Source organism: Secundilactobacillus yichangensis, assembly GCF_016861565.1.
Taxonomy (GTDB): Bacteria; Bacillota; Bacilli; order Lactobacillales; family Lactobacillaceae; genus Secundilactobacillus; species Secundilactobacillus yichangensis.
The window spans coordinates 69250-86850 of record NZ_BOLK01000011.1 but is presented as its reverse complement, the minus strand read 5'-3'; the positions used below and the strand labels follow the sequence as shown (position 1 = coordinate 86850).

Annotated in this window: 15 protein-coding genes and 1 riboswitch; of the genes, 4 read left to right on the top strand and 11 right to left on the bottom strand. The window is 42.7% G+C overall.

Features of this window, described 5'->3' with window-relative positions:
• Positions 1-86: 86 nt before the first annotated feature.
• From JUE95_RS09390 to JUE95_RS09380, 3 genes are read right to left on the bottom strand one after another with little or no spacing between them, the layout of a single operon-like run.
• Entirely contained in the window at positions 87-1505 is a 1419-nt protein-coding gene (locus tag JUE95_RS09390) for an anion permease (protein WP_203650945.1), read from the bottom strand.
• Positions 1506-1531: 26 nt separating this feature from the next.
• Complete coding sequence (locus JUE95_RS09385) at positions 1532-2929, bottom strand: flavocytochrome c (RefSeq protein WP_203650943.1); 1398 nt, start codon at positions 2927-2929, stop codon at positions 1532-1534.
• Between the two features lie 43 nt (positions 2930-2972).
• Positions 2973-4358: a class II fumarate hydratase gene (locus tag JUE95_RS09380; RefSeq protein ID WP_203650941.1), complete on the bottom strand. Its 1386-nt coding sequence runs from the start codon at positions 4356-4358 to the stop codon at positions 2973-2975.
• Positions 4359-4738: 380 nt separating this feature from the next.
• Between JUE95_RS09380 and JUE95_RS09375 the strand changes: the two genes are divergently transcribed.
• Positions 4739-5560, top strand: a complete 822-nt coding sequence (locus JUE95_RS09375; protein ID WP_203650939.1) for a hypothetical protein — start codon at positions 4739-4741, stop codon at positions 5558-5560.
• 60 nt (positions 5561-5620) lie between these two features.
• Here the strand turns inward: JUE95_RS09375 and JUE95_RS09370 are convergent, their stop codons facing one another.
• The 6 genes from JUE95_RS09370 to JUE95_RS09345 form a co-directional block, all read right to left on the bottom strand.
• A complete protein-coding gene (locus JUE95_RS09370) occupies positions 5621-6637 on the bottom strand; it encodes a LacI family DNA-binding transcriptional regulator (RefSeq protein ID WP_203650938.1) in 1017 nt (338 codons plus the stop codon).
• Between the two features lie 69 nt (positions 6638-6706).
• Positions 6707-7996 carry an SLC45 family MFS transporter gene (locus JUE95_RS09365; protein ID WP_235995405.1) on the bottom strand — a complete coding sequence of 430 codons (1290 nt, stop codon included), beginning with the start codon at positions 7994-7996 and terminating at the stop codon, positions 6707-6709.
• Between the two features lie 116 nt (positions 7997-8112).
• Entirely contained in the window at positions 8113-9789 is a 1677-nt protein-coding gene (locus JUE95_RS09360; protein WP_203650934.1) for an alpha-glucosidase, read from the bottom strand.
• A 385-nt stretch (positions 9790-10174) separates the two neighbouring features.
• Complete coding sequence (locus tag JUE95_RS09355; protein ID WP_203650933.1) at positions 10175-10777, bottom strand: hypothetical protein; 603 nt, start codon at positions 10775-10777, stop codon at positions 10175-10177.
• Positions 10778-10923: 146 nt separating this feature from the next.
• Entirely contained in the window at positions 10924-12270 is a 1347-nt protein-coding gene (gdhA, locus tag JUE95_RS09350; RefSeq protein ID WP_203650932.1) for an NADP-specific glutamate dehydrogenase, read from the bottom strand.
• A 347-nt stretch (positions 12271-12617) separates the two neighbouring features.
• A complete protein-coding gene (locus tag JUE95_RS09345; RefSeq protein ID WP_203650931.1) occupies positions 12618-13052 on the bottom strand; it encodes a GNAT family N-acetyltransferase in 435 nt (144 codons plus the stop codon).
• Between the two features lie 555 nt (positions 13053-13607).
• Between JUE95_RS09345 and JUE95_RS09340 the strand changes: the two genes are divergently transcribed.
• Positions 13608-14549, top strand: a complete 942-nt coding sequence (locus tag JUE95_RS09340; RefSeq protein WP_203650930.1) for an FAD:protein FMN transferase — start codon at positions 13608-13610, stop codon at positions 14547-14549.
• A gap of 56 nt (positions 14550-14605) precedes the next feature.
• Here JUE95_RS09340 and cytX read toward each other — a convergent pair whose 3' ends face one another.
• Positions 14606-15790: a putative hydroxymethylpyrimidine transporter CytX gene (gene cytX / locus JUE95_RS09335; RefSeq protein ID WP_203650928.1), complete on the bottom strand. Its 1185-nt coding sequence runs from the start codon at positions 15788-15790 to the stop codon at positions 14606-14608.
• Positions 15791-15867: 77 nt separating this feature from the next.
• Positions 15868-15967: riboswitch (TPP riboswitch) on the bottom strand.
• Between the two features lie 217 nt (positions 15968-16184).
• Here cytX and rpsN point away from each other — a divergent pair.
• Both rpsN and JUE95_RS09325 read left to right on the top strand, forming a co-directional pair.
• Positions 16185-16454 carry a 30S ribosomal protein S14 gene (gene rpsN, locus JUE95_RS09330; protein ID WP_203650926.1) on the top strand — a complete coding sequence of 90 codons (270 nt, stop codon included), beginning with the start codon at positions 16185-16187 and terminating at the stop codon, positions 16452-16454.
• Entirely contained in the window at positions 16448-16588 is a 141-nt protein-coding gene (locus tag JUE95_RS09325) for a putative metal homeostasis protein (protein WP_203650923.1), read from the top strand. Before rpsN ends, JUE95_RS09325 begins: the two co-directional genes overlap by 7 nt.
• 70 nt (positions 16589-16658) lie before the next feature.
• On the opposite strand, the gene JUE95_RS09320 is transcribed toward JUE95_RS09325, so the two are convergent.
• A complete protein-coding gene (locus JUE95_RS09320; RefSeq protein ID WP_203650922.1) occupies positions 16659-17483 on the bottom strand; it encodes a hypothetical protein in 825 nt (274 codons plus the stop codon).
• Positions 17484-17601 lie beyond the last annotated feature (118 nt).

Sequence of the window (17601 nt, the reverse complement as noted above, 5' to 3'; positions counted from 1 at the left end):
AACTCATTCACCATAGCTTATCACAAATAAAAAAGTTGTGCCTGCAAAAATAGTAGGTACAACTTTTTTGATTTTAAATTAACTTTTTACCACATACCAAGGATCTTCATCCAGATTGAACCAACACCGCCCCAAATCACGATGTAAAATAAGCCCAAAATAAAGTTTAAACGCCACCAGTCACTTTGCTTATTGTAACCAGCACCGAATAATGCTGAAGCTGGACCGTTAGCATATTGTGTCGTTGACCCAAAGATGGCGCCGGTAAATCCAAGGATCATTGCGGCAAAGGTTGCTGGTGCACCGGCTGAAATAGCAACGGCCAGCAAAGCGCCGTACATTGCAGTAACGTGCGCAGTACCTGACGCAAACAAGTAATGGCTGTAGAAGTAGAACAGCACCAATACCACAAGGACAATTTCCCAACTCATACCGTGAAGACTTGTACCCAAGGCCTTTGATAACCAAGGAATAAAGCCTAAAACGTTTAATTCATTGGCCATGAAAATCAAAATTGAGAACCAAATAATCGTGTTCCATGCACCAGTTTCATTCAAAATATCCTTAGTACTTAACACGCCAGTCAATAGCAGTAAAACAACGGCTAAGAATGCAACCGTAGAAGCTTCCAAACCAATAAAACTAGAAACCATCCAGAGAATTAAGGCAATTACGAAAACAGAAGCCATGATCTTTTCAGGCAATGACATTTTACCCATTTCGGCTAACTCTTTGTCAGCCCATTCTTTAGCATTTGGTGTTTCCTTGATTTCTGGTGGATACATCTTGTAAATCAACCATGGAACCACAAGCAAGCAAATAATACCAGGAACAAGTGCGGCAATGAACCAGCCCATCCAAGAAATCTGAACGTGCATGCCTTTAGCTAAAGCAACGGCAACCAAGTTAGGTGCCATGGCAGTCATGAACATCCCAGATGTAATAATGTCACCATGGAATTCAGTAAACATCAGGTATGAACCAATCTTGCTTTGCGTACCATCTTTAGGTGATGAGCCAAAAGTCTCCGACAGAGATTCAATAATTGGCATAACGATTCCACCGGCACGAGCCGTGTTACTTGGTGTAGCTGGTGCAGTGACCAGGTCCACACCAATCAAGGCGTATGACAAGCCAAGGGTTCGCTTACCAAATAGACGGACGAAAATCAAAGCGATCCGACGACCCAGTCCCGTGTTAATGAAACCACGTGACAGGAAGTAGGCCATTCCAATCATCCAAACAGTATCGTTCCCAAAACCTGAAGCCGCGTCTTCCATCTTCACGACGCCAAGTAAAACGGATAATGTAATTCCAATAAGTGCTGACCCCGCGATAGGCAAGGGTTGAGTAATACAGGCAAGAATAGTGGCGATAAAAATAGCTAACATATGCCAGGCAACCAGTGAAACGGCAACTGGCTTAAATGGGGCCAGAAACCAGATAATCAGGCCGACAGCTATCGGCAAGATAAATTTCTTATAATTAACTTTATTGAGTGTCATTTCCCTTACTCTCCTAATATAAACGCTTATTTTTCATGAATGTAGTTGAAGACCTGTTCGCCGGCTTGACGGCCAAAGATCACTGTTTCAGCGATCGAGTTACCGCCAATTCGGTTATTTCCGTGAAGGCCGCCAACGATTTCACCAGCGGCATAAAGCCCTTTGATGGCCTCGCCATCATCGTTAAGCACTTCCGTCTTATGGTTGATGGCAATCCCGCCCATCGTGTAATGGACAGCCGGTGCAATATGAATGGCAAAGAATGGTGCGGTTGAAATATCGCGGTCCATCCCGGTAGTCCGGTTAAATGCCTGATCGTTCTGATCAGCAACAGCAGTGTTCCAGTCAGCAACCGTTTGCTTCAATGCATCCGCGTCGAAGCCTAATTGACTGGCCAAATCATCCAGTGAAGTACCCGTGTGAACCAATCCAATTGAATCGTAAAATTCTACTGCTTTGGCACGGTCACGAATGCCTTGATCAAAGATTAAATAGGCACCATTCTCATTTAAAGCGTCAATGGCTGCGGTAACGTTCTTTCGCGTGTCCAATTCATTAACGAACCGGTCTCCGTGCTTGTTCACTAAAATCGCGCCTTCACCACGAACTGCTTCACCGATCAGGTAAGCATGTGGCGTATCCTGCTGAACGGTTGGGTGGACTTGAACTTGATCCATATCAACTAATTTGGCACCTAGAGCCTGAGCAAGCTTGATCCCATCACCAGTTGCACCTGGCTGGTTAGTAGTCTTCATTCCCTTTAAATCAGGCCGATACTTTGTCAGCATCTCCTGGTTGGCACCGAAACCGCCAGCAGCCAGAACAACTGCATCCGCTGTCAGCGGACCACTTTGCTTACCAGTAGTGGCGCGTACACCGGTAACCTTACCGTCGTCATCAGTAGTTAATTCGGTAACTTTCAATCCTGCGAATAGCGGAATCCGGGCTTTTTGCACTTGCTTCAGCAGTTCAGTCACCAGGAAGCCGCCAATGGCAGCTAGTGAACTGGGACGGTGGGTCCGCATCTTGCTCATTCCACCGGTAATCGTTAACGCATCCAAGCGAATGTCATGGTCAGCTAACCAGTCGATTGCTAAGGCTGCGTGTTCGGTAAAGTACTTCAGCAGTTCGGTGTTATTTTTGCCACCGCCGCCCTTTAAAGTTTCATCGTAGAATTCTTGGTAACTGTCCACCACGTGATGCTGCAGCTGGACGTTGGTTTCAGCAGCGTTCATGCCTGATGAAGCCCGGTTAGTGTTACCGCCCAATTTATCCATTTTTTCAATGATAACGGGCTTTAAGCCTAACTCGTGTGCCTGAATGGCAGCTGTCATACCAGCTGCCCCTGAACCAATCACAATCACGTCGTAGTGTTTACGCAATTTCGTGAGTGAAGTTGGTTGGAAATGAAATTTTTCAGCCATTGTTTTGCTCCTGTTCTTAATCTATTACGGTATTATTTTTAATTTACTTTTGATCGATATTCGTCATGTTGATTGGCACAACCCACTTATCGTACTCTTCCTCAGTTAACAAGCCAGACTTCAAAGCGGCTTCCTTTAGCAAAGTACCTTCCTTGAGGGCTTCTTGCGCAATCGTGGCACTTTCATGGTAACCAATGTGTGGTGACAAGGCGGTAACGGTCATCAATGAACGGTCAACTAACTCTTCCATCCGTTGTGAGTTAACGGTTAAGCCATGGATCAACTTGTCAGCGAAACCGCGCATGGTCCCTTCCAGTAATTCAGCTGATTCAAGGAAGGCCGAAATCAAAACTGGTTTGTAAACGTTCATTTCGAAGTTACCTTGGCTGGATGCCAGGTCAACTACCACGTCGTTACCCATTACTCGAACGGCTGCCATAGTAATGGCTTCGGCTTGAGTTGGGTTAACCTTACCTGGCATGATTGAAGAACCGGGTTCATTAGCTGGGATGTTCAATTCGCCATAGCCGGCACGAGGACCTGAAGCCAAGAAACGCACATCGTTAGCAATCTTCATTAAATCAGCAGCTAACGTCTTGATGGCACCGTGGACGACGTTTAAGCCAGAATGGTGAGCCAACCCGTAGAATTTGTTGGTATCGGCCGTAAAGTGAAGGTTGTAAATTTCACCCATCTTGTCAGCGATAATGCCGGCAAACCCAGGCGCAGCGTTTAAACCAGTACCAACTGCAGTACCGCCCATTGCTAATTCGCTGAGGGTTTTACCCAAGGTCTTCAAGTAATCTAAATCATGTTCCAAAGCACTGACCCAGCCAGAAACTTCTTGGCCAAAAGTCAACGGCGTCGCATCTTGTAAGTGGGTCCGGCCAATTTTAACCGTCTTCCAGTATTTTTCCTGCTTAACTTTTAATTCATCAATTAAGTGCTGAGTTGAGTCTTCCAAGCGGCTAACTGCGCTTGCAGCCGTGATGTTCATAGCCGTTGGGAAGATATCGTTTGAGCTTTGACCCTTGTTAACGTCATCGTTTGGTAAGATTTCAACGTCAGAATTGATCTTAGCTGCTTGATGAGCAACAACTTCGTTAACGTTCATGTTGGTTTGAGTCCCTGAACCAGTTTGATAAACAACCAGTGGGAAGTCCTTACGTAAGTCTTCATCACTAAGTGCTAATAAACTGTCGATTGCTTCAACAATCAAGTCAGCTTTAGCACCATCAATATTCTTTAATTCTTTATTAGCAGTGGCTGCGGCTTTTTTGATCTGTAATAACGCCTTGATAATTTCAAGCGGCATCTTTTCGCCAGTTGGAAAGTTATTACGACTTCTTTCGGTTTGTGCACCCCAAAGTGCAGTTGAAGGAATCTTAACTTCGCCAATCGTGTCTGATTCAATTCTGTAGTCTGCCATTTTCTTGACCTCCATTAATTTTGTGACTGAATATAAGTAACAATAAGCGTCATATCGTGATATTATTCACTAACATACATAGAATAATAACCGTTCCCCATTATAGTCAAACGTTCATTAGGTTATTACATTTGCTTATGAGGTTGACATATCAGCATTTCTAACGCTATTTATCGTAATCTTTCACTTTGCATAATTAAAATGAATATTTTTTATCCTCGTTTACATTTTCACACGAATAATTTGTAACCGTTTTCAAACACGGGACTAATTTTACCGTTGGGAATTCAATCGCGTCCATGTTATTATTTCCCTTTTTATAGTAGAATTGATTTTTAGTCAGTAATGTATTTGGTACGTTCTTTTTAGGAGGGAATCCCTTGATCCGCTATAAACACTTATTATTCGGCATTTTAATTTTATTCACTGGCTTTTTAATGACTGCCTGTGGTAATCAAAAAAATCAGACTCAACCAGTTGATAAATTAGCACTGGTTAAATCTGGTCAAACGGCACGGTCACGAATCTGGTATCATTTTTCTCAATCTCAAAATCGGGTCACAGCTAAGAGTGCGGTCACTGCACTTTTCGTTCTTAAAAATGGTAAAGCAACAACGTACATGCTGCCAGCTGGTAAGCATCAGGTGACACTAAAACAACTGTCTAAACGGTCTGCAACTAAACAAATTAAGTGGGCTAAATATCAAGACCGGAAAGCTTTTCAGACTGGTGTTGCTGCCCAGCAAGCCAAAGTCGCCAGCAGTATTAGCGGTATCAAATCGGGCTTGAAACGGCTGCAAAAAGCCAAGAGTGACCCGTCACAAGTTAAAGCGTTACAGCAGTACTTGAAAATTAACGAAGCAATTCACGATAATCCCAGCAAGTATGCTGCGCCAATCTCATATCCGTTAACAGCTACTCAGCAAGCCCACGGCGAGCAGTTTGGACTGAAACTTTATCCGGTAAAAACCGTCCAGTATGGTGATGCCAACGTAATTATGGCCAGTGAGCTATTGCTGACTAATTACACCTTCAATAAGCGTATTCAGCCTCAAAAAATCGGGAGTCACTATTACGGCGGTTATGGTTCAGATGTCAATGATGATCACTATTTGATTTTGACGCCAGTGACTAAGCAGACACGTATCGTGTTTGATCAGCAAAAAACGGCGGGAGTCTCAAAACCAGCTGCTGCAGAATAGCTCTACTGCACTAAAAGCCCACTAATCGGTAACAACCGACCAGTGGGCTTTTTACGTCTTTCAGTTTAATGAGGGACTGACACTACCGCGTTCTGTAATTTTAATGGGTACAAACTCTTGCTTATTTTTAACTGATTGATCCTTTAAATCTAATTGTCGCAGACGCTGAACACCTGCTACTCCCATTTTATAAAAGTCCTGAGAGACACTAGTCAACTGCGGTTGAACAATTTCACACATTTCGGTACCATCAATCCCTATGATTGATAAGTCATCAGGTACTCGCATACCAAAAAGGTGAGCTTGATTTAAAACACCAATTGCGACCATATCACTAGCGGCAACAACACCAGTCAAATCAGTCTTACCCCCATACTGCTGCATAGCCTTAAGTCCGGATTCATAACTGTAATCACCAGATTGCACCCAATATTCTTCAGGCGTAACACTAACTTCAGCAAGTGCTTTTTTATATCCGGCCAACCGTAATCGACCGGTATTGGGATACTGGTCAAGCCCCGCAAAACCAATATGGCGATGACCCTTATCGACCAGGTATTTTGTTGCTCGATAACCAATTTCCTCGTCATCAGAACTGATAAACGGCCGCTCATCATCGAACCCCATTGATAAAAAACAAAACGGTATTTGTGATTCTTTCAGCAACGTTAAGTTATCATCGGATAGTGCCATTGATAATAGCAGAATGCCCATTACTGGACGCTCAATTACTGTCATTAAAGCACTTCTTTGTTCCACTGGGTCAGCACTATGTGAATAGACAATAATCAACTTATAGCCATACTCAGCAGCTTCTTTTTGAATTCCCTCAATAATTTCACCCGCAAAATTAGTCTTGACGGAACTCACCACTGCTGCGATCACATTACTATGCTGTTTTACCAGTTCAGCGGCTGATTGGTTCTTCTTATACCCTAATTCCCGGGCTGCAGTTCTCACCTTTTCAACCGTCTCTGCTGTGTAGAAGTCTGCTTTATTCCCTAACACCCGTGAAACTGTTGATGGTGCAACACCAACTCTTTTCGCGATATCTTTAATTGTAATCACTAGCACCATCTCCTCTTTGCCATAATAACTTGAAGTTTACAACGTTAAAGCAAAAATTAAAAGCAAGCGCTTACTATTCTACTTACCTTCATGCACAATTGCTACTGAAATCCCACCGATAATCATTGCAATGAAACCGAAAATCATCATCATTGGTTGACTGTTTCCTAATAGCGGGAAGAGCCAGAAACTCAGTAACGACCCAATAATTTGTGGCATGCAAACAGCAATATTGAACAATCCCAAGTAAGAGCCTTCATTTTCACCGTGCAGCGAAGAGGTTAACATTGTGAATGGTAAAGTGTTGATTGTAAAGTTCCCGATACCATAAAGAGCAAATGCAGCCAGTGCGATCCACTGATTATGCGTCAGGGCAACAATGATGATGCTCAACGCATCAGCAAAGAGGCCAAATGAGTACCAGAATTTACGCTGGTTTGGCTTTGTCTTAGCGTAGACGAAGCCCCAAAGTAATGCGGCAACACTGTAGAAGGCGGTCATAACACCATACCAGTTACCGGCGGCTTGGAAGCCTGCTGACGTAGGATTAGTGGTATTCCAAATGTTTTTTGCCATAGCACCCGTTGCGTATGTCCAAGTATACATAATACCGATCCAACTGAATAATTGAACAATAGCTAATTCCCAGAATGAACGTGGAGCTTTTTTGACTAATTGCCATAAACTAACTGAAGTTGCTTTCGTTTTAACGGCAATTTGGTGATACTTAGCGTAAGTTTCTGGATCATATTCATGAACATTGAAAATAGTTACTGCACACGTCACCAACAAAATTGCAGCACCAATCAAGTAAGCCCAAATTACCGTATCAGGAACCTTACCTTTAGCAGCCGTATTGGCTAAACCAATTTTAGTTAACAGGTATGGCAATAGCGCAGCTAAAATACCACCTGCATAACCAAAGATCTGCTGCCATGACCATGCTGAGTTCTTTTGCTTGTTATTAACCATATCCCCAGCAAGCATCCGGAACGGTGCTAAACAAATATTACTAAACATATCCATCAGTGCAATGGCAATTGCAGCATATACCAGCGCTATCACGGAGCCATATCCGAAGCCAAAAGAACCTGTGAATGGTAACATCACCATCACAACAGCTGTGATAGGCGCACCTACAAGCAAATATGGAATCCGCCGGCCAAACTTAGTCCAAGTACTATCAGAATACTTCCCTAACAGTGGTTGAACCAGCATTCCCAACAGTGGTGGCAATAGGAAGAAGAAACCTAAACTATTAGGGTTAACGCCAATCGTTTGAGTAATTCGACTCATCTGTGAACCCTGCAACGTGAATGCCATGTTGACCCCAATACAGCCAAATGTCATGGCCAAAATCGTCTTCATTGGTAAAGTTGGTAAATTATCATCCGCAGCAACTTGTACTGGTTCCGGCTCTTTATCTTTCTTTAATGAAACCGTTGAAGATTTTTCCATTTTTATCACACTCCTAACCTAGTTCGTTAAAATTGATAGACTTTTGCTTCGTAAGGACGAATATTATCACCTTGGTCATCCGAATAATTACTGATCAACACTTTTGCAGTTGATGGTATGTTGAAGTGCCGTTTTAAGTTTTCCTTAGTGTAATTTAAAATCACTAGCAACGTTGTATCGGCGTTTTTCCGCGTATAAGCATAAACTTGCTCGTCTTTATCGTTATCCTTAACAAGAGCGTATGTGCCGTTAGTAATTACCGGCAATTCATGCCGTAGTTTAATCAATTTTTGGTAATAATAGAAAATAGAGTTCTTGTCAGCCAACGCTTTTTTGGCGTTAATATCGTGATAACGCGGGTTCATTTTTTCCCAAGTTTTGTGCTTAGAAAAGCCAGCATTTTCGGTACCATCCCATTGCATTGGAGTTCGTGCATTATCACGACTATGCTTAGCAATATAAGTCATCATTGTCTTACCGTCTATTAATTTCTGCTGATCAACTATCTGGTGATAAGAGTTAATAGAATCAAGGTCAACGTAGTCGTCAAGTTTATCAAAATTAGCATTTGTCATACCGATTTCTTCGCCTTCAAAAACGTACGGTGTCCCTTGTTGCATGTGTAGCATGGTTGCTAACATTTTGGCACTTAACACTCTGTATTCTTCAGTACTGTCATCACCAAAACGTGAAACAACTCGTGGTTGATCATGGTTATTCCAATATAATGAATTCCAAGCCTTACCAGCTAAAGCTTCTTGCCACTTGGTTAGGTTAGCACGTAAGTCTTTCAAGCTAGCCTTCTTATCAGCCCAACGCCCTAAAGCAGGGTTATCGTTGCCATCCAAGCACATGTGTTCAAACTGGAAAACCATGTTAAGTTCTTTATCATCCAGATTAGCGTACTTCTTAGCTTCTTCTGTGGTAACAGATGGCGCTTCACCAACCGTTACTACATCATGCTTGCTCATGACGTTTTGGTTCATTTCCTGCAAGAATTCATGAATGCGATGTCCGTTTGCAACCAATGGTTCAGGGTTAGCATAAAGTTCATCCGCGCCTTTCTTGGCGTCTGGAAGCCCTTCAGGCTTTGAAATGTAATTAATGACATCCATCCGGAAGCCATCGACCCCCTTATCTGCCCACCAGTTCATCATCTCGTAAACGGAATGACGTAATTTAGGGTTTTCCCAATTAAGATCTGGCTGTTCCTTTGCAAACAGATGCAAATAATATTGATCAGAGTGATCATCCTTCTCCCAAGCAGGACCAGTGAAAAATGATCCCCAGTTGTTGGGAGCGCTTCCATTTTTGCCATCTTTCCAGATATAGTAATCGCGGTAAGGATTGTCCTTGCCTTTTAAGGCTTCCTTGAACCACTGATGCTGATCCGAGGTATGATTAACAACAATGTCCATCATAATCTTTAGACCTAAATCATGAGCCTTTTTCAGTAAGACATCAAAGTCTGCCATCGTTCCAAAATCAGGATTAATGGCTCGATAATCTGCAATATCATAACCGTTATCAACCTGTGGTGATTTATAAATGGGACTCAGCCAAACGATATCAGCCCCAAGCTTTTTAATGTAGTCTAAGCGTTCGGTAATACCTGGTAAATCACCAATTCCGTCATTGTTACTATCTTGATAACTTGCAGGATAAACTTGGTAAACAACTGCATTTCCCCACCATTTTTCCATATCTTACATCCCTCTACAAAAGTATTTAAGCAGCATCTCTTAAAAATATCGGCCAAATATTGATTAAGTGATGTTTTATTATCAGAACAACATTTCTAAAAATAATTGCAGGTAACCCAAAGAATATTGCTGTTCCACTTTATAATGATTTTTCTGATGCAAACGTTTGTACAAACGTTTGCATCAATAAATGTAAGCCCTTCCACTCTTGCTGTCAAGCTGTTTTTAAAATAACTTATCCTTTAACTCACTTCTCTATAATTGTGAAAATTATCTCAAGCCTTGTAGTCATCCGCCTAGATAAGTAAATAGCCTAAAAAAGCACCCGGTAAAATTGATTTGAATTTTACCGGGTGCTTCCCCATTTATTTTTTAATACTGTTTGCTATTTTTGCTGACTTTCATTCATCACGGTAGCTTTCCCATCCTTAACAGACAAGATTACCGGACCGCTCTTTGATTTCTTTACCTGCAAGGTATAACTATCATTTAAAGACTTGTCAATTGACCGCGACATCTTTAAATAGTTATCCGACATCGTTTTAATCGACTTGGCATTGGTCTTTGGGTATTTCCACATCGTCGTGACTGCTTTGACGTATTTACTATTAGTTGGCGTAATCGTAAACGTCTTGTTTCCTTGATTAAAACTAACATCACCGACGTTTTTTGAGTACGATTTCTGTAACTGCTGCAGCACATTTTGTTCATTTTTATGATGCTGAACGATTGATGCAGATTCCGAACTCTTCTGCGCAAAATACTGGTTAGAATGTACGGTTGTCGTTTGCGAAGCTGGCGCTGTTTGCCTAGATTTTACCCAACCGTTTTTATAAACGTATCCGAAGCTGAACAATAAACCCGCGACACTGATGATGGTGAGGACTCTCGTTGTGCCGACTAAGCCGTTATAGTGAGCAGCATACCACCACGACAGTCCCCCCATGGCCGTCATCAAGCCAAATATAAATACCAGAATTATCCCCATTTTAAATGCCCCCTGATTATAAGATCAAAAAAATTTTGAACTGAATTTCTTCAACTCGCGTTAATTTACTTCTCCATTATAATCCTTTTACACTAAGCAAGACTAGGGATAAACAAGCATTCAAACGATAAGTATTGCAAATGACCCTAAATAATTCCCTGTGCCATCATGGCATCAGCCACCTTGGTAAACCCAGCAATATTAGCAGCTGCCAGATAATCTGTTCCAAGATCGTATTCTTCAGCTGCAGCAGCTGATTCAGCAAAAATATTCTCCATAATATCCTTTAAGCGATTATCAACCTCTTCAAAGGTCCAAGCCAACCGCTCACTATTTTGACTCATCTCCAGAGCAGATACAGCCACCCCTCCGGCATTAGCCGCCTTAGCTGGCCCTAAAATAACCCGCTGCTTTTTGAAAACGGCAACGGCTTCGGGTGTACATGGCATATTCGCACCACAAGCAACAACCGCTGCGCCATTTTTAGCTAATCGCTCAGCTTTTGGACCATCAATTTCGTTTTGAGTCGCACATGGCAACGCAATATCGTAATCGGTATCAAAGTCCCAAACCGACCCTTCATAATAGGTGGCTGTCTCAACCCGGTCCGCGTATTCCTTGATGCGCCCCCGTTCGACCTCCTTGATTTGCTTAACAATGCGGTAATCAATCCCGTTAGGATCGTAGACAAAACCATTGGAATCTGAAGCCGTGACAACCGTTGCCCCTAATGCCGTTGCTTTTTGAATGGCGTAAATAGCAACGTTACCGGAACCAGAGATTTTGATCTTCTTACCCTTTATTGCCATGTCTTGAGCCTTCAACAAGGCATCCGTATAATACAGCAAACCAAATCCGGTAGCTTCTGTCCGTGCCAGACTACCGCCAAAGGTCAGCCCTTTTCCGGTCAGAACCCCTGCTTGATAGCCGTTCAGTCGCCGATATTGGCCGTACAAGTAGCCAATTTCACGCGCACCGACACCGATGTCACCAGCTGGTACATCCAAATCGGGACCGATGTATTTTTGAAGCTCAGTCATGAAACTCTGCGTAAAGCGCATCACTTCATTATCCGACTTACCTTTCGGGTCAAAGTCAGAGCCACCCTTACCACCGCCAATTGGCAGCCCAGTCAGACTGTTTTTAAAAATCTGTTCAAAACCCAAGAATTTAACGATCGATAAATTGACTGTCGGATGAAATCTCAAGCCACCCTTATACGGACCGATAGCGGCACTAAACTGCACCCTGAAACCACGGTTGACCTGAACCTTGCCATCATCATCTACCCATGGTACCCGAAACTGAATCACCCGTTCAGGTTCAATTAACCTGTCAACAATATTAGCCTTAACGTACTCTGGATGAGCTTCCAGTACAGGTGTCAGCGTTTTAAAAAAGTTATCAATCGCTTCTAAAAATTCAGGTTGATTAGGATCACGCTTTACAATATCAGCACGAACGCTTGCTAAATACTCATTTACAGTTGTCATCAAATCGGTCCTTTCTTAAATCAATCAGCTTACATGATGATGTCAGTTTAGCATATGTAAGTTTACTAGTAAACATTAAAATTAAAATTTAATGAGTGTTTATCAGAAGCTGATCGCAAAAAGGACTGTGCCATAAGTCTATATTGGTAAGTATTTCAATCAATCCTTAATCCGAATTAGTTGTGACTGTACTTCGGTTTTATCCGGTTATATCGCCTAACTGCGTTTCAAAACTCAGATTTCGGCCATTTAACGCAAATAATGCCTATTCCGCAAAATGCGGAATAGGCATTATTCACGTTAAACTCTGGAATCTACCGAGTTGTGTCACACTCTCACAGTTAACCCTATTCTTGCCACTTCATTTTTAACTCAACTTCACCCGTATCCGGATCTACTGACTGATCCGTTTCGTTGAAATCGTGCCGCTGATAGAAACGAATGGCCTTAGCATTTTTCTTGTAAACGTCTAATCGAATTTGCTGGTAATCCGACTTTAATGCAAATAACAGCAGGCTGCCAATACCGGCATCCCGGTAACCTGGCTTAACAAACATCCCCGCCAAATAGTGTGTCATCATACCGGCGAAACCAATAATCTGGTGATTCTGCTGAACCACGTAAATAACTGCTTCAGATAATTGTTTTGAAACTTCAGCAACCCGGTCCTGCCAATACTTTGCAGAAATAAACGAGTGAGCATCTAAATTACCCGCGAGCCAAATAGCCATCAGTACCTTTTTATCAGTTTCAGTCAAGTTCTCCAGCTTTTCAACTTTCACTTTTGACCCTCTCTTCTCTTTCTCTCTTTACACCTTTTAAGTTACGCTGCTACGTATCAAATGGCAAGCATCATGGGACTAGCGGGAGAAACCTTACTTTTTCATAATTTAATCTTTATTTAATATTGAACTCATCATTTTTTAATGCTATAGTAACTGTAATTCTACAAAAGGAACGACTAGGGGGGCAGAATTTTCTTGCAACGTTCCTTTTGCCTTAGGAGGTGACTTTAAACTACTGTAGTCGTACATATTGTGTCATTTAAGCTTAATTGGAGGAAAACGCCTATGAAAGAAACTACTACTGAATGATTATGCCGCTCAGCACACTTAAAGGATTTGCTCATCAAGCAGTTGTGCATATCCACCGGCGTAGTCAAGACATCTCAACGAACGATAGAAGTGCAAATTCCATTCTCAGAGTTATAAGTTTCTTTAGCGCGCCGGCTGAATCAGCTCAGTCAGCGCGTTTTTGTGTCTAAGGATTCCTCATGCTCCAAAGCGGATTGTGTTATTCTAAACTCATAAGAACTTTATGGAAGGCGTGATCCTTAGATGATTCAAAGACAATATTACGGTTTAGGAACCACCATCACCCTCTCGGTGAACGAACCTGCAACGGCGGCTGATCTAGATGCCGGGAATCACTTAATTGAGCATTACGAAGACATTTTAACGGTTAATCGTCCCGTCTCCGAAGTAATGTCCATTAACCATGCTGCGGGTCAAAAACCGGTTCAAGTATCGGAAATCACCTACAAACTGATCAAACGTGCGGTAGAGGTCAGTCAATGGCGCTTAGGCTTTAACACTGCCATTGGTCCGCTGGTAAAATTATGGAAGATCGGCTTTGATGGTGCTAATCTGCCAGCCGATACAGATATCAAGCAGCGGCTTCAGTTGATCGACCCAGATGACATCCAACTAGACGACAACCGAACCGTTTTTCTTCGAAAAGCCGGTATGGAAATCGATCTGGGCGGCATTGCGAAAGGCTATATTGCTGATGCCATCAAGAACCTATGGGTCTCTCGCGGCGTCAAAAGCGGCATTATTGACCTAGGCGGTAATATCTTATTAGTGGGTAATAGCACGCACCCCAACGGGCTATGGCGCATTGGCGTACAAAACCCGCTAAAACAGCGTCACGTTGCGCTGGGGGTGCTGACAACTCCAGCTAAATCTATCGTTACTTCAGGAATCTACGAGCGTTATCTCGTCATCAACGGCCACAATTACCATCACATGTTTGATTCTAAAACCGGTTATCCGATTCAAAATGACCTGGAGAGTGTCACGATTGTCAGTGATTTATCCATCGATGGCGATATCTGGACAACTGAGGCGTTTTATCAAGATATCGATAAGGGTATTCCGTTAATCGAAAAGCAGCCCGGTCTGGAAGCCATTTTCGTTACTCGCGATTTTAAAGTTGCCATCACCTCTGGCTTAAAAAAAAGTTTTGCGTTAACAGACAACCATTATCAGACTATCTAAACCCCATTACTAAAAAGCAGCTCAACTAATCATTTTACTGATTGTTGAACTGTTTTTTAGTCCGTCATCAACGGATACTTTTTCGTCACTAATCCGGTGAGATAAACGCCTAATCCTAGCACTAGTAGCAAGAAGAAGGTCGTCCCCAAAAAGAAATCCAGTTTCTGCAGCCAGGAATACCCGACAAAACCAATCAGCCACCAAATAAAGTTTAGTGGCAATGACAGTCGCTGACGCATCAAAAAGACACTGACAAACAAAATCGCAAATAGCGGTGTAAAGACCGCGCCGATGGCTGATAAGAAGCTTTGGTAGTACGACATCGATACAAAGAGTGCAATCAGCAATCCTAAGACAGTCACACCAACCGCAATTAAATTAACCGCTTTGGTTTTAACCACGTTGGCAATGTTAGTCGCCGCTGAGTAAGCATCCATGAAAGTCGTTGTCACCGTTGAAAAGACGATTACCAGCAATGCAATCATGCCCATACTTGAATGTGACAGTACCGTCGTAAAGTCTGATTGCCCGGTTAAAATAACGGTAAATAATCCCAGCGAGAACATGGCAACACTGGCAATAAAGTAACCGCAGACACTATCCATGCTCGTGCGAAACGGTCGGTCGGTATGCTGAGTATAATCGCCAATCAGTGGCAACCAGGAAAGTGCCATGGTCACGTTCAGTTCAACTGCGCTACCAAAGCTTAATGGCGCCAGGTTGGCACTGTTTTGCAGCCGACCTTCTTTAATAATGGTCCATAGCATCAACAGCATCCCGATAGCCAGCAAAAGGACGATGACATTATTCACTTTAAAAAGCCACTTGTGATCCATCAGCAGCCAAACCACGATTAAAACCGCAACGATAAGTGACATCACGAAAACCGAATGATAGTTAAAAAGTGCCTTTGATAGCCCGTTCATCGCTTGCTGGGCATTCACGATCATCACTGCGGTCCAGCCAAGCAGTTGCAGTGCATTTAGCAGTGAGAACAACAAAACGCCTTGTTGGCCAAAAACGGTTTTGGTCGCTTGAATTGCTGTTCGATTCTGCTGTGCTGACAAGTAACCAGCAGGCAGCAAAAAAACAAAGCAGCCAATGATGTGCCCAATCAAGATTGCCAATAAACCGTTTTTCCATCCCAGTGGTGCAATCAACGTTCCAGTCACAATTTCAGCGATTGAAATCGCCGCACCCATCCAAAGCAGGAATAAACCGCTTGGCTTTGTGTTACCCATTAAAACGCCCCTCTTTCAAAATTAAAAGGCCTTTCAGCTGCACTTCGTTTCGCGCACTGAAAGACCATCATTATATTTGATGTTCACGTACACTTTCCTTCGCAAGTATTACCTCTACAGGTTCAAAGGGACTAGATATTCATCTATCTCAGCCAAATGGCACCCCTAGTGTAAAAATTTCCACAAATTATTTTAACATACTTTGCGGATTTCATTTATTTCTAAAGAGTAATCATTACAATTTAGTTACATCAAGGCAAATTATTGGTAATTCAAGCCAATTATTGGTAAATTATTACTATTGTTGTGACGAATAAAATAGAACTAACGCCGTTGACTCCGCAGTTACCTAATGAGTTATCTTCACCTACATCACTAAGTCATTGGAGGAAACATGGCAAAGAAATCAAAGATTGCAAAGTATAACAAGCAGCGTGAACTGATTGCAAAGTACGCTACTATTCGACGTGAGTTAAAGGCCCAAGGCGACTACGAAGCTTTGGCACGATTACCAAAGGACTCTAATCCTAACCGGTTACGTAACCGGGACAGCTTAGACGGCCGACCACGGGGCTATATGCGCAAGTTCAATATGTCCCGCTTGAATTTCCGGAAGTACGCTCACCTTGGTCAGATTCCGGGTGTCCGTAAGGCCTCTTGGTAGTTTGTAAGGAGTTTACTCATGGAGCTAGCGCTTATCGTCGTTTAAAGAGTCCTAGTTTAAAGACTCGCAAGCGAGCGATAAAACTCATCCGTAATGCTAAACGAAATGCTACTAATACGAAGAAATCACTTTAAGTTTGATTCAGATTAAAAAGCTCCTGGAATTGTCCGATGACGTCATCATCGTTCAGTTCTAGGAGTTTTTTTAATCCCCATTATCTGGAGAAACCGTAAAATGAATAAGACTGCGATCATCAAACGAACGGTTACCCTGCTTAAGGCCCTTAGTTGAGCGATATGCGTGACTGCAACTGGGATCATTTTTCAAAACTTCCGCCAGCCCTGATTCGGAATCAGCTAAAGTTCTCTCCGCTTTTGGATAACCGTCACTGGCTAAAACAATCTCATGTGTCTTGTTGTTTGTTAACGGGTAGATCTGCACCAATGATTTCGGAATTGACTCACCATTAAAGATACTGTAACCCCACTCGCTATCGGCTGAGTTGGCAAACTGCGTGGCTTTTAAGATCCACGGCAGTATGACCGTACGACCAGGATCTGATTCACCGCTACTGTCAGGAGATAACCGTAGAATCAAACTGCGCATATTTGATAAGACTAAATCGCTAGGTTTCGGATTAGTCAATAGTCGCCCATCCAAATTGATCTGCGCGTCGCCAACCTGCCACAGCTCATTGCGAAACCGCGAATAGATAACGGCAACTGCCTGTAAGCCTTGACTGGCACGGTCGGCCGTAAACTCAACGTGCTGATAGAAGTCAGCAAACCGTTGATTAACCTGCTTGATCAGCACCGCTAAAGTGGCATTCTTAGGCAAGCGTTCAATCACGCCTGCAATCATCATCGAAGCTAACTTACCAGTTGTTTTACCATGATACTCAAAATTGGACTTGCTAGTAACACCGTCAACGATGGCCATGAAATCAGGTGTATTTACGATAGTATCTTCACACTTTTCATCGCTTACTTTACCCTTAATAAACGCTTCTTGAACTTGGATTGAAGCCAAATTATCGCCTCCAACAATTACTTCTAGGTCTATCATAGCGACAATCAGCAATGTTTGTAAATTATTGTAATCAAATTCCGGTTCTGGTCCAAAGAAAAACGGTATTCCAAAATACAGG